At 37.7% G+C, this 13,709-nt stretch carries 8 protein-coding genes and 1 tRNA gene; 3 read left to right on the top strand and 6 right to left on the bottom strand.

Translation table 11 applies throughout. The features are described from left to right. Positions 1-231: 231 nt before the first annotated feature. Positions 232-1,923, top strand: coding sequence for a lysine--tRNA ligase (lysS, locus tag F598_RS0104680; protein WP_019037866.1), 1,692 nt, complete (start codon positions 232-234; stop codon positions 1,921-1,923). A gap of 91 nt (positions 1,924-2,014) precedes the next feature. Here the strand turns inward: lysS and F598_RS0104685 are convergent, their stop codons facing one another. Both F598_RS0104685 and F598_RS0104690 read right to left on the bottom strand, forming a co-directional pair. Continuing rightward, positions 2,015-2,632, bottom strand: a complete 618-nt coding sequence (locus tag F598_RS0104685; RefSeq protein ID WP_019037867.1) for a polysaccharide deacetylase family protein — start codon at positions 2,630-2,632, stop codon at positions 2,015-2,017. Positions 2,633-2,638: 6 nt separating this feature from the next. Beyond that, complete coding sequence (locus tag F598_RS0104690) at positions 2,639-5,956, bottom strand: glycosyltransferase family 117 protein (RefSeq protein ID WP_019037868.1); 3,318 nt, start codon at positions 5,954-5,956, stop codon at positions 2,639-2,641. A 162-nt stretch (positions 5,957-6,118) separates the two neighbouring features. Between F598_RS0104690 and F598_RS0104695 the strand changes: the two genes are divergently transcribed. Beyond that, positions 6,119-6,191: transfer RNA gene (locus F598_RS0104695), tRNA-Gln, on the top strand. A 521-nt stretch (positions 6,192-6,712) separates the two neighbouring features. On the opposite strand, the gene infB is transcribed toward F598_RS0104695, so the two are convergent. Genes infB through rimP form a run of 3 tightly spaced genes read right to left on the bottom strand, consistent with a single transcriptional unit; the run spans position 6,713 to position 11,259 of the window. After that, positions 6,713-9,487: a translation initiation factor IF-2 gene (infB, locus tag F598_RS0104705; protein ID WP_019037870.1), complete on the bottom strand. Its 2,775-nt coding sequence runs from the start codon at positions 9,485-9,487 to the stop codon at positions 6,713-6,715. Positions 9,488-9,542: 55 nt separating this feature from the next. Beyond that, positions 9,543-10,778 carry a transcription termination factor NusA gene (nusA, locus tag F598_RS0104710; RefSeq protein ID WP_019037871.1) on the bottom strand — a complete coding sequence of 412 codons (1,236 nt, stop codon included), beginning with the start codon at positions 10,776-10,778 and terminating at the stop codon, positions 9,543-9,545. Positions 10,779-10,785: 7 nt separating this feature from the next. After that, positions 10,786-11,259, bottom strand: coding sequence for a ribosome assembly cofactor RimP (gene rimP / locus F598_RS0104715; RefSeq protein ID WP_019037872.1), 474 nt, complete (start codon positions 11,257-11,259; stop codon positions 10,786-10,788). A 138-nt stretch (positions 11,260-11,397) separates the two neighbouring features. Here rimP and F598_RS0104720 point away from each other — a divergent pair, with 138 nt between their 5' ends. Further along, positions 11,398-12,234 (top strand): universal stress protein, encoded by an 837-nt coding sequence (locus tag F598_RS0104720; protein WP_019037873.1) that lies wholly within the window; start codon positions 11,398-11,400, stop codon positions 12,232-12,234. Positions 12,235-12,243: 9 nt separating this feature from the next. Here the strand turns inward: F598_RS0104720 and F598_RS0104725 are convergent, their stop codons facing one another. Continuing rightward, positions 12,244-13,698, bottom strand: a complete 1,455-nt coding sequence (locus F598_RS0104725) for a hypothetical protein (protein WP_026302519.1) — start codon at positions 13,696-13,698, stop codon at positions 12,244-12,246. Between the last annotated feature and the right edge of the window lie 11 nt (positions 13,699-13,709).

A 13,709-nucleotide genomic window follows, 5' to 3' on the forward strand; every position in this document is an offset into this window, starting at 1 on the left:
ACAGCCAAATCTTCTCACCAAAGACATAAAATCAGGTCAGTTGTAAACATAAAGCTAAGTATCTCAAACATTAAGTCAACTTAAATGAAAACCTAACTGCCTGATGCAGTCAGGCAGATTAGAAGAAAAAACAGACCAGAACATTTCTTAAAATTTACGAGCTTAAATCTTAGGATTATAAAAGAAATTGTTGGATTGTCTTTATCTTTGCGGCTTTAAAATTATAGACTCATGCAATTATCAGAACAGGAACGCGTTAGGCGAGATAAACTGGCTACCCTCAGGGAAATGGGGATTAATCCCTATCCCGCTGCTCAATTTGATTATTCTCATACCTCCAAACAGGTGAAGGAGAACTTCAAAGAGGGGGAGAAGGTCGTGGTTGCTGGTCGTCTGGTCTCCCGAAGAATTCAAGGGAAAGCGTCTTTTGCGGAGTTGCAGGACGGCGAAGGTCGTATTCAGGTGTATTTCAACAGAGATGAAATCTGTACTGGAGAGGATAAAACCCTATACAACGAAGTCTATAAAAAATTGCTAGATATCGGTGATTTTATTGGGATGGAAGGGGAGTTGTTTACTACTATGGTGGGCGAGAAAACTATCAAAGTATTAGATTTTCAACTCTTGAGCAAGTCATTAAAACCATTGCCGCTGCCTAAAAAAGACAGAGAGGGGAATGAGTATGACGGCTTTCATGATGCGGAGCAGCGCTACAGACAGCGTTACGCTGATTTAGCGGTGAACCCAGAGGTGAAGGAAATCTTCAAAAAACGTTCGGCTTTGTTTACAGCTATGCGAGATTTCTTCAACGCGCAAGGCTATATGGAGGTGGAGACGCCCATTTTGCAATCCATCCCAGGTGGGGCAGCGGCCCGTCCATTTATCACCCACCACAATGCTTTGGATATTCCGTTGTATTTGAGAATTGCGAATGAATTGTACCTGAAACGTCTGATTGTTGGTGGGTTTGATGGCGTATATGAGTTTTCTAAAAACTTTAGAAACGAAGGTATGGACAGAACCCACAATCCAGAGTTTACAGCAATGGAAATCTATGTGTCTTACAAAGACTACAACTGGATGATGGAGTTTACCGAGAACTTATTGGAGCATTGTGCGATGCAGGTGAACGGTACAACCAAAGCTAAATTTAAGGAGCATCACGTCGATTTTAAAGCGCCTTATAAGCGAGTGACGATGACCGATGCTATTATAGAATTCACCGGTTTCGATATTACAGGTAAGTCAGAAGAGGAGCTGAGGAAAGCAGCTTTGGACATGGGCTTGGAAGTGGATGAAACCATGGGCAAAGGCAAGCTGATTGACGAGATTTTTGGAGAAAAATGCGAAGGCAACTATATAGAGCCCACATTTATAACCGACTATCCTAAAGAGATGAGCCCGTTATGTAAAGAACACCGGGATAATCCAGACTTGACCGAGCGTTTCGAACTGATGGTCTGTGGTAAAGAAATCGCCAATGCGTATTCAGAATTAAATGACCCCATAGATCAGCGTGAGCGTTTTGAAGAGCAGCTTAAATTGGCTAAGAAAGGCGATGATGAGGCGACTGAGTTTATCGATTACGATTTCTTAAGAGCTCTGGAATACGGGATGCCGCCCACCTCTGGTTTGGGTATAGGCATGGATAGATTAATCATGTTTTTAACCGATAATCCATCGATACAGGAAGTATTGTTCTTCCCACAAATGCGACCTGAAAAGAAAAAAGTAGAACTCACCGAAGAAGAAAAAGTGGTGTTGGAGTTATTGAAAAAAGAATCTCCTCAGGTTTTGGATACTATTAAAGCAAACTCAGAATTGAGCAATAAAAAGTGGGATAAAGCCATTAAAGGCCTAAGAAGTAAAGACCAAGCCACAGTCGACAAAACCGATGAAGGTTTGTTTGTGAAGTTGGTATAAGCATAATTTAGCTTTGTGGTCTTGGTGTCTCCGTGGTAAAGTTTGTATCACGGAGGCACGGAGAACACTGAGAGTTTAACCGAATAATTTTCTATAGCTCAATCTTTTTAAACTCATAATCTTTATACGTTTCCAGCGTTTTCTCCAAAGCAAATTTCATGTTAGTCTCCGCTTTTAAACTGTCATGAAATACGACAATGCTTCCTGGTTGCGCCTGACTTTTAATTCTTTGGTAACATTGTTCTTTAGACAAACCAGCCTTATAATCTTTACTGATGATGCTCCACATTATGATCTCCTGATTCTGCTCTAAGATCGCTTTGGCCTGAGCTGAGGTGCACTTTCCGTAGGGAGGCCTAAAAAGATTGGATTCCGTATACTTAGATTTTATAACCTCCTGACAGCGCTTCACGTCTTTTATGTAGCTCTTGGTTGAAGATTTCCAGCCATTACTGTGATGAAATGTGTGGTTACCTATGGCATGGCCCTCTGCAATGATTTGTTTAAACAACTCAGGGTGCTTTCTGATGTTATCTCCTATGCAGAAAAAAGTGGCTTTGGCTTTATGATTTCTTAAGGTTTCCAGGACCCAGGGAGTGACTTCCGGAATTGGACCATCATCAAAAGTGAGGAACAGTTCTTTTTTTTCAGTGGAAATGTTCCACACCCTTTTTGGAAAGATCCACTTTATAAATGCATTGGAGTTCAATTTGGTTTAAGGATTAGGAATTTGATCGGGTGAGAGTAAATCTTCTACCGTGTCTTTTTCAGTTTTTTGTAGTTCTTCTTCTCCAAGCTCGTCCAACAACTCCTGGTCAACACGATCGGCATCCGAATCCTGATAGAAATGGCTGAATTTCTCCAGATAAGTATTGAATTCTGATGCCTTTTCTTTCACCAATTCGTTATCCTGATGTATGATCAAAATATCGACCAGACTTCTGTATTTTTCGATTTCGGTAAAAATTTCATCAGCATTGTCGATTTGCTCTTCATAGGACATACCAGCATAATAGGTAAGCCATTCCTGATAATTGGTAGCCAGTTGATTCCAAATGGTTCTGGCTTTTTCATCTTTACCAATTTGATAATATCCAGTGACAAATGGTTCTACTAATTGATAATACTTGTAATGTTTCACTGGGATATGTTTCATACCTAAATCAAGCACATCTTCAGCCTTTTTAAACTTATTGGATTTAATCAGCTTATCAGCCAACCGAGCCAAATTGCTTCTGTAAGTGATGGCATTCTTTCTGGTTTCAGGATCATGATAAATATCATCGCTCCCGCTATTGCCCCATTCCCAGTTCATCACGATATCATACATTTTATCTTCATTTATTCGACCCATATCGAAAGGATTCTTAGGGTCAACAGGAGTTTTAATGGGCACCAGTTTATAAGTGACGCCTTCTAGCTGTAAGTAATCTTTCATCCAGAGGTAATCCTCATCTCTAAAGCTACCACCTGTGAAGTAAATTGGTCGTTCCCAATCGTTATTCGCCAGCAGGTCTAACATCATCAGATTAGGTTTATACACCAGATTGTCTTCTAGGGTGATGTAGATGTTGTCTTCGATGAGATCTGCAAGTTCAGCTTCTAGAATACCGTTGTTTAAAACTTTTTGCTTATCAACCGGAACTTTTAAGTTTTTTGTTGGAAAGGTATTGACGACCTGACCGCTTTGAAGTTCAGCTTTGGTGGTCTCGTTATCACTTTTTATATACTGGATGAATTTACCTATTTCTAGAGTATCAGATATTCTTGGATCTTTCTGAAACCATACAGCATCATTCGTTCCATACTTATAATCGTCGTGAACCAGAGTCGTTTTAATAGGTTCACTTTCGTAAGCCTTACGTCTCATCTGGTCGATGTACCAGTCGGTGGCAAATAAACTCGTGTTGATGGTTCTTACATCGGTTCTATAGCCTTCAATTTCCTGCGCGTACCAAAGCGCAAAAGTGTCATTATCACCAATAGTGAACAGGATAGCGTTTTCGTCTACCGAGTCTAGATACTTTTTGGCCATAGCTAGCGTCGTGTACTTGCCAGATCGGTCATGATCGTCCCAGTTTTCTGAGGCCATTAGTGTTGGAACTGCTAGTAAGCAGGCTATACCAACCACAGGCGCAACAATTTTAGGACTTAAGTAGGCCTTTAGGTAATGAAATAAGGCATAAACACCCAGCCCAATCCAAATGGCAAAAACATAAAAAGAGCCTACCAAAGCATAATCACGTTCTCTGGGTTCGAATGGTCGTTCGTTGAGGTATATCTTTAAGGCGATACCTGTGAATAAGAAAAACACGGTAAGCACCCAAAAGCGCTTTACATCTTTAGAAGCATGAAAAAATAAACCAATGAGGCCTAAAATGAGAGGTAGAAAATAATAAGTGTTTCTTGCTTTATTTTCAGCTAAATCTGACGGTAGAATGTCCTGAGAGCCCAATCGATTTTCGTCTACGAAATCAATTCCACTCAACCAATTGCCTTCAAAGGTTCCGTATTTACCCTGCTCATCGTTTTGGCGACCAACGAAATTCCACATAAAGTACCTCCAATACATATAGCCCATCTGAAACTCAAACAGATAATTGATATTGGAAGCGGTTGAGGGTTTTTGTATGTCCAGGTATTGGTTAAATCGCTTTAGGAAGCTAATGTAGCCGTCTGAAGAGACTTCACCCTGACTATAATCGGATCTAAAGGTATTCACGATAGAGACCAGTTCCTGTTCGCCTCGGTATTCGGGTTTGATAGAAAATTCAAGAGGTCCTGTAAACATCATGTAGTTGGAGGCGTGTTGCGTACTCCACATTCTGGGCAGAAATGTTTTATGTTTAGCGTCAGAATTCTGTTTCGCGTTTTTATAATCGTTGATGATCACGTATTCCCCTTTTTCTTCATCCTTTTCGTAGATAGGATCTTCATCCAGGTAAGGATTATCTGGGTCTAAACCAGCAAATAGCTCGGTAAACTGAGGGCCATAAAACAAATGAGTTTCTGGGTATTGATCCCTATTATAGTAGGCCAGCAGTTGCTGCGCACTACTAGGGTTATTTTCATTGATGACCGTGCCTGCATTGGCTCGAATAGGTAGCATGATCCAACTGGAAAAACCGATAAAGACGAAAAGAACACAAAGCAAAACCGTGTTGATGTGGATATAATTTTTCTTTCGCGTATAACGCAGTCCAAAGTAAAAGATAGCAATTGCAACCAGACCTGCTATGATGGTTCCAGAATTGAATGGCAAGCCAATACTGTTGACAAAAAACACTTCCATTTTCGCAAAAAAGGTAAGCGAGTAGGGGAGTAACAGTTTGAATATAAAGAGTAGAATACCAACTACAATAAGATTGGCTGCAATAAAATTTTTAACGGTAATGGTCTTATAGTTTTTGAAATAATAGAGGAAGCCAATAGCTGGTATTGTTAGCAATCCCATAAAATGCACGCCAAAGGAGAGTCCAACAATAAGAGAAATAAGAATCAACCTGCGATTACCTCTAGGTTTGTGCATATCTCGTTCCCAGAGCAGTCCTACATAAAACATGGCAGCCATAATACAAGCAGCCATAGCATAAACCTCTGCTTCTACAGCACTAAACCAAAAACTATCGGTAAAGGTGAAGGTGAGTGCCCCTACCAAGCTGCTGGCGAGTATAGCCATGTCTGAAGCTTTGGATTTCACTTCTATAGTCTTCGTTAGTTTTTTGAGCAATAAGGTGATAGACCAAAACATAAATAAAATGGCGAAAGCACTGGATACGCCAGACATCAAATTCACCATAAAAGCAATCTGACTTTCATCGGAAGCAAACATAGAGAAAAAAGCACCAAAGATTTGATAAAAAGGAGCGCCAGGGGGGTGGCCTACCTGAAGTTTTGCAGAGGTAGCGATATACTCTCCTGCATCCCAAAAACTCGCTGTTGGCTCAGCTGTGAGATAGTATGTGATGAAGGCTACTAAAAAGGCAAACCAGCCTATTAGTTTATTCCAAAGAGAAAAGACGTGCTTAGACATTAAAAAAATTTTGAACGAAAATAAACAATTATCAAATCTTACAAACGATCAGTTTTGATTAATATTGGAGCGTTTTTTCCAAAGAAGAATTTTATAAAATAATTTTTTAAAAAGGGTTTGCTCATATAAAAGTTAGTTTTATATTTGCACTCCAATAATTATTGGCCTATGGTGTAACTGGCAACACGTCTGGTTTTGGTCCAGAAGAGTCTAGGTTCGAGCCCTAGTAGGCCAACTTTATTCTAATCCGATTTCTTAATTGAAATCGGATTTTTTTATTTTTATTATAGTGTTTTATGGGCGAGAACCTGCCCGTCCGTTTAGGTGTGGTTTATCCTGAGTCTCGAAAATTGTCGGGATCGAAGTGAGCCCTATCTGCCAAACCGTTTTCATAGTTTGGGTAAGCTATTTAATTTAATGGGTTTTGATCGAAATTAACTTTTAGAGATGATATCATCTTTCATTTAGTGTCATGAAAATGTACAACTCAGTTATTCATTCTGACTTTATAGGAGATTTTGAATTTAAAGATTTGAGGAAATATGATATCACAAATAAAAAGCTGACCTACAAGATCAGCTTTTTTTGTGTTTGACTATTCAAACTTAGGATGAAAAGCATAATAGATAATATTTTTATGCCATTTGTCAAAATTACTTCAAATCCTTCGCTCAGTCAATACCTGCTATTAGGTACTAAAACAAAAAAAAGCTCCATAAAAATTATGGAGCTTATAGTGTTGGTATTGATCAAGTCTTATTTTAACTTTTTCTTGACTTCTACTTCCTGGAATGCTTCTAAGATGTCACCTTCCTTGATATCATTGTAGTTTTTCAACTGCATACCGCAGTCATAACCTTTCGAAACTTCTTTCACATCGTCTTTAAATCGTTTTAAAGAGGTTAGTGCCCCTGTGTGAATTACAATTCCGTCTCGAATCAATCGAATTCCTGAATTCCTGTAGATTTTACCTGTCAATACCATACAACCAGCAATGGTTCCAATTTTAGAAATCTTGAAGGTTTCACGTATTTCTGCAGTACCAGTGATTTCTTCCTTCAGCTCAGGAGATAACATGCCTTCCATCGCGTCTTTGATATCGTTAATCGCATCGTAGATAATGGAGTACATTCTGATATCGATTTCTTCATTATCTGCTAATGTTCTAGCATTTCCAGCTGGACGGACATTAAATCCGATGATAACAGCTTCGGATGCTGAGGCAAGTAGCACATCACTTTCTGTAATTGCTCCAACACCCCTGTGTATGATATTTACCTGAATTTCTTCGGTAGATAATTTTTGTAAACTGTCGGTTAAGGCTTCTACAGAACCATCCACATCCGCTTTAAGAATAATATTGAGTTCTTTAAAGTCTCCTAAGGCAATACGTCTTCCAATTTCATCAAGTGTAATGTGTTTCTGTGTTCTCACACTTTGTTCACGCTGCAACTGATTTCTTTTGGAGGCAATATCTTTAGCTTCACGCTCATCCTGCATGACCTGGAAGGTGTCACCTGCCTGTGGTGCTCCGTCTAAACCTAAGATAGATACCGGAGTAGAAGGACCAGCTTCTTTAATTTTATTGCCACGCTCATCCTGCATAGCTTTTATCTTACCACTGGTTGTTCCGGCTAAGACGTAATCACCAATCTTTAAAGTACCTGTTTGTACTAAAATTGTAGAGACATAACCACGGCCTTTATCTAAGTAGGCTTCTACAACGCTACCTTTAGCCAATCGATCTGGATTAGCCTGTAGATCCAATAATTCTGCTTCCAGCAGTACTTTTTCTAGCAATTCTGGTACACCTGTACCATTTTTGGCTGAGATTTCCTGAGATTGAACTTTACCACCCCAATCTTCAACTAGAAGATTCATATTGGCTAAGGATTCTTTGATTTTATCCACATTGGCAGTAGGTAAATCTACTTTATTGATAGCGAATACAATCGGAACCCCTGCAGCCTGAGCATGAGAAATTGCTTCTTTAGTTTGTGGCATTACATCGTCATCTGCAGCGATAACAATAATGGCAATGTCAGTCACCTGAGCTCCTCTGGCTCTCATCGCCGTAAAGGCTTCGTGACCAGGAGTATCCAGGAATGAGATAGTTTCACCTGTTCCTATCTTAACACTATAAGCACCAATGTGCTGAGTAATTCCTCCAGATTCCCCGGCTATAACGTTCTCCTCTCTAATATGGTCAAGTAAAGAGGTTTTACCATGATCGACGTGTCCCATAACGGTTACGATAGGCGCACGTGGTTTAAGATCTTCAGGATTATCCTGAATCTCTTCTTTTTCATCTTCGACCTCTGCACTTACGAATTCCACATCATAACCAAATTCTTCTGCAACAACACTTAAGGTTTCTGCATCTAGTCTTTGGTTCATAGTAACCATCATGCCAAGAGACATACAGGCTGAGATAATTTTGGTCACAGGTACATCCATCATTGTAGCGACTTCACTTACACTAACGAATTCCGTAACCTTTAAAGTTTTACTTTCTCTTTCTTGCTGATCAAGATCTTCCTGAGAACGTTGTTTATGTTGATCTCTTTTATCTCTTCTGTACTTGGCACCTTTCTTACCTGAAGATCGACCTTGAAGTTTTTCTAAGGTCTCTCTCACTTGTTTTTGTACTTCTTCTGGAGTTGGCTCTTCTTTTTGAACCGGCTTGGCACCTCGTCTTGAAGACTTTTGACCTCCGCGTTTTGCGCCAGACTTATTGCCTCCAGAGGAAGTGTTGGTCTTGGAAATACGCTTACGCTTACGTCTACGAGAAGCGGCTTCTTTTTCCTTTTCTTTCTCTTTTTCCTTTTTGGTAGGTGTTTTTTTGAATTGATTTAAATCAATTTTTTCACCGGTGAAGTTAGGTCCAGAGAGCTTGGTATATTGTGTCTCATGCTTAACTTCTTCTTCAGTTTTTTCGTCCTCTTCTTTTTCTTTTGGCTTGCTTTCTGTTGCCTTGGAAGTTTCTTTTGAAGTAGGAGTAGCTGGTTTTGAAGACTTTTCAGGTTGCTCGGATGCTTTTTTGCTTTCTTTTTTCTTCTTTTTCTTGTCATCCTCAAGCTCAATCTTCCCAACTTGTTTTAAGCCAGAAATCTTGGACTTTGTCCTAACAGTTTCTTCTTGTTGTTCTGCAGCTTTCTGTGATTCTTCAGCCTTTTTCTCCTTTTCCTGAGCTTTAGCTTTTTCTGCTTCAGCTTTCTTTTTATTTTCCTCGGCTTCGCGTTCTTTTCTGGCCTCCTCTTCTTTTTTCTTTTCAAGCTCCTGCTCCCTAGCAAGACGCAACTCTTCCTTCTCTTTCTTGCGCTCTTCACTTACTTCTTTAGAAGCTACTTTTTTACTTTTATCAGTTTCAAATTTATCTGATAAAACCTCGTAAACTTCAGAAGAAATCTTAGTGGTAGGTCTTGCTTCAATCTCGTAGCCTTGAGAATTTAAATATTCCACGGCACGATCCAGCGAAATATTAAATTCTCTCAGTACTTTATTTAATCTTGTTTGTTTTGATTCAGCCATAAATTGCCTTAAATATTACCTCTTATATATTGTTACAAAGATGAGTTTAATTAATCTATTCTTCAAACTCTTCTTTTAAAATTTTAATCACGTTCAAAATTGTTTCTTCTTCAAGATCAGTCCTTCTTACGAGATCATTTACTTCTAATTCTAAAATGCTTTTTGCTGTATCTAGTCCTATTCGACTAAATTCTTTGATCACCCAATCTTCAATCTCATCTGTAAATTCGGTTAATTCTACATCCTCCTCTTCAATACCGTCTCTGAAGACTTCTATACTGAACCCAGTGAGTTGACCCGCTAGTCTGATGTTATGTCCACCACGACCAATGGCTTTAGAAACTTCCTCTGGTTTGAGTGTGACTTCAGCATATTTCTTTTCTTCGTCCAGCTTTATATTAACTATTTTGGCAGGACTTAGAGCTCTTTGGATATAGAGTTGTGGATTGTTGGTATAATTGATTACATCAATATTTTCATTACCAAGTTCTCTTACAATGCCGTGGATTCTTGAACCTTTCATCCCTACACAGGCACCTACAGGATCAATTCTGTCGTCGTAAGTGTCTACAGCTACCTTAGCTTTTTCACCTGGAATTCTTACAGCGTTTTTGACTGTAATTAAGCCGTCAAAAACTTCTGGGATTTCCTGTTCAAACAGTTTCTCAAGGAAGACCGGTGAGGTTCTGGACAGAATGATCATTGGCTTATTGCCTTTCAATTCCACTTTATCAATCACTCCTCTTACGCTATCTCCTTTTCTATAGAAATCAGCAGGAATTTGATGTTCTTTTGGTATGATGAGCTCATTTCCATCGTCATCAAGAAGTATAACAACGTTATGTCTTACGTGATGAACTTCAGCTGTATAGATTTCACCTATTAAATCTTGAAAATACTTAAAGGTGTTAGTACTATCATGCTCATGAATTTTGGAAATCAGATTTTGTCTTAGGGCCAAGATAGCTCTTCGACCTAACTGAAAAAGTTTTACTTCTTCAGACACGTCTTCACCAACTTCAAAGTCAGGCTCAATCTTTCTAGCATCTGTCAATGAGATTTCTGCATTATCATCCTCAACTTCTCCGTCATTAACAACTATTCTATTTCTCCAAATTTCTAAATCTCCTTTATCAGGATTGATAATAATATCAAAATTGTCATCTTGACCAAACTTCTTTTTTAAAGCATTTCTGAAAACGTCTTCCAGGATTGCCATTAAGGTTACTCGATCAATTAATTTGTCATCTTTAAATTCTGAAAACGAGTTGATCAAATCGATATTTTCCATAATATCTTTATTTGTTAAAATTGATTATAACTTGAGCTTTCTTGATATCCTTGAAAGCTATTTTCTCTTCTTTGTGTACTTTATGCTTACCTTTTCCCACCGGTTTAGGCTCTCTGGTAGACCATTTTAAATGAATCTGTTCATCATCTGCAGCTACCAAATCTGCTTCTATGTCTTGATCTTCTGTTTTGACCGATAACTTTCTACCTACATTTTTTTTGTACTGTCGAGGAAAAGCTAAAGGCTCGGTAGCACCACAGGAGGCTACTTCCAACGAAAAATCTTCAATCTCTCTATCCAGATTGTGTTCTATTGCTCTGCTAATATTCACACAATCTGAAATAGATAAATCCCGATCGCCATCAATTATCACCTTGATGCTATTATCTCCGGAAATTTGTAAATCGATAAGAAATAGACTTTCATCTTCTTGAAGACCCTGTTCTACCAAAGTCATAATTTGCTCTCTTACTAAAGCCATCCTATACTTATAAAAAGAGGGGACTAAATTGTCCCCTCATATTCAAAACTTTGCAAATATAATAATAATTTACCAGTTATAAAAGGTAGTGATTTTTAAAAGTTTGAAGTAATTTTAAGTAACTTTTAATTAGATCTCATGAAAAGAATCCTAGTCCCTACAGATTTTTCTCAACGTGCTAATAATGCCTTAAAAGTAGCTGCACAAATAGCAAAAAAATACGATAGTGAAATTTATTTGCTTCATCTTCTAGAGCTCCCTCTGCAACTCATCGATCCTCATAATGAAGGTGTTGGAGAAGACTTGCCAGAATCACTGTTCTTTATGAAACTGGCTCACAAAAAATTTACAGAAACCTTCGATAAGATGAGTTACTATCTGGAAGGCATCAATGTCCACGAAACTGTAGAGTTTAACGAAGCCTTTGATGGGATCATGGATATTACTAAAAAATATAACTGTGATTTGGTTATCATGGGTTCCAATGGGGCTGAAGGTCTTGAAGAGATTTTCATAGGTTCTAACACAGAAAAAGTAGTCCGCTTTTCAAAAGTACCTGTGCTAGTGATTAAAGAAGAAATCCCTATTTTCAAAATTGATTCTTTTGTTTTCGTTTCCAACTTATCACTCCCTAATCGGAAAGCATTTAAGGCTGCACTAAATTTCTCAAAAGCCTTCGATGTCGAATTACAATTGATTTATATAAATACCCCTCATAAATTTAAAACCACTATTCAACTTGATAAGATGTTCGATGAGTTTACAAAAGGTATTCAATTTTCAGCGTCACAATTTCACGTCTATGATGATAGGACTGTAGAAAGGGGGATCCGTCATGCATCATCAAAGTTGAATGCAGATTTAATTGGTATTGGCACTCACGGCAGAAAAGGAATTTCTCACTTTATGAGTGGAAGTCTTGCAGAGGATATAGTCAATCACGTCGAAAAGCCTGTAGTGACTTTCAGGATTTAAAATATATAACTAAAGCAGAGCTCTTCTTAGGCCTTTAGAATGGAAGGTCCAAATGTAATTCCAAAAAGATTTTGAGCGGTCTCTTTCTATATGCTTTAGTTCAAAACTATGATTCACGTTATTATTTTGAACTAGAGCATTGCTTAACAAACTTGCAAAATTATTTTTTGATCCATCTTTTTCAAGCACATTGAGTTTAAGTTTTTTGTAGGCCATTGTGAAGGATCCATTAAGCTCAGTATTATTACCTTGAAATGAAGCTTCTATTTTGTCAATAGTTCCATCGAGCTCCATCTGCATTGCAGGTGCAAAAAAACCATTGATAGATCGGTCTTCAACTTTAGTGATTAAAGTATTTACTTCAAAATTATCGCTATCTGCTAGCAATTTCAGCTTAAAATGAATGTCGGATTGGTCAGTAAATTTCGCTTTAAAATTAGCGAAAATCATGGAATCCTTGCGTTTTGTAATATTATGAAGATTTGTGATTTGACCATGTATAGCGTTAAAGGTAATTTTCCCTGGCTTATGATTTTTTTGCAATAATTCTTGATAGGTGAGATTTAATTTTGAAATAGAAATGGAATCAATTTCTAGAAGGAAATCAAGATCTCTTAAGGCTCTACTGTAAAGAGGTTTTACAGAGGTGTCGTCCCTAATCGTTTTATCTCTGAATATGCTAAAGTCTGAATTTTCAATCTGAATATGCTTTGAAAGAATGTGTTTTAAGCTGTCTTTGGATTGAAAACTAAACTTGTTAATTTTTATAGCTTTGGCTTTAAAGTTCATTAAATCTTTTTCTTTGCTAATGTGATTTACGTATTCAGATGTTGTGTATTTAGGGTTTATTTCAAAATCTGAAAATGCTAAGCTTTCACCCTTAAATGAAAAAGCTTCAGATTTCATGATATGCAAGTCATCAAGATCGTAAAACAAGGTTGAAGCCCTTATGTCTAGACTTTTATTGTTGAGCCATTTATAGTTTTGATCTAAAGGCCAAGTGAGATCTTCAGCGTTTATGTTTGCTTTAGATGCTTTAAATAGTACTTTATCATTCTTTCTGAGAATAAGATCTATGTTGCTCAGTTCAATTTTTTTAATAGAAGTGATATCAAACTCAGCTTTTTTAGCTGTAGAGTTTTTAGATGAAGATAAATCTACATCAATTGAGAGGTTTTCTGCAGTAACTACATCTATTTTTATGTCTTTTTGAAATAGATAATGAATAAGATCTACATTCAAGTCTATCTGATTAATGTTGATTTTCTTACCTTCTGTTTTATATTCAAAGTCCCTTACATTCAGATTGCCAATAAGGCTATTCACCTTAAGGCTGCTGTAAGCTATTGAATTTTCCTCTTCTAGCAGGCTTTCTATTTTGTTAGCGATTATAAAATTTGAAATAAAGTAACCAGCGATGAGGATGAAAATTATGGCAATAACGTAGCGATACAAAGATTTCATAAGCATAAGAT

The organism is Psychroflexus tropicus DSM 15496 (assembly GCF_000378765.1).
GTDB classification, from domain to species: domain Bacteria; phylum Bacteroidota; class Bacteroidia; order Flavobacteriales; family Flavobacteriaceae; genus Psychroflexus; species Psychroflexus tropicus.

What these genes read in the sequence shown, in the direction of transcription:
- lysS (WP_019037866.1), top strand. Translation starts at nt 232, where the DNA reads ATGCAATTATCAGAACAGGAACGCGTTAGGCGAGATAAACTGGCTACC.
- F598_RS0104690 (WP_019037868.1), bottom strand. Translation starts at nt 5,956, where the DNA reads ATGTCTAAGCACGTCTTTTCTCTTTGGAATAAACTAATAGGCTGGTTT.
- infB (WP_019037870.1), bottom strand. Translation starts at nt 9,487, where the DNA reads ATGGCTGAATCAAAACAAACAAGATTAAATAAAGTACTGAGAGAATTT.
- nusA (WP_019037871.1), bottom strand. Translation starts at nt 10,778, where the DNA reads ATGGAAAATATCGATTTGATCAACTCGTTTTCAGAATTTAAAGATGAC.
- rimP (WP_019037872.1), bottom strand. Translation starts at nt 11,259, where the DNA reads ATGGCTTTAGTAAGAGAGCAAATTATGACTTTGGTAGAACAGGGTCTT.
- F598_RS0104720 (WP_019037873.1), top strand. Translation starts at nt 11,398, where the DNA reads ATGAAAAGAATCCTAGTCCCTACAGATTTTTCTCAACGTGCTAATAAT.
- F598_RS0104725 (WP_026302519.1), bottom strand. Translation starts at nt 13,698, where the DNA reads ATGAAATCTTTGTATCGCTACGTTATTGCCATAATTTTCATCCTCATC.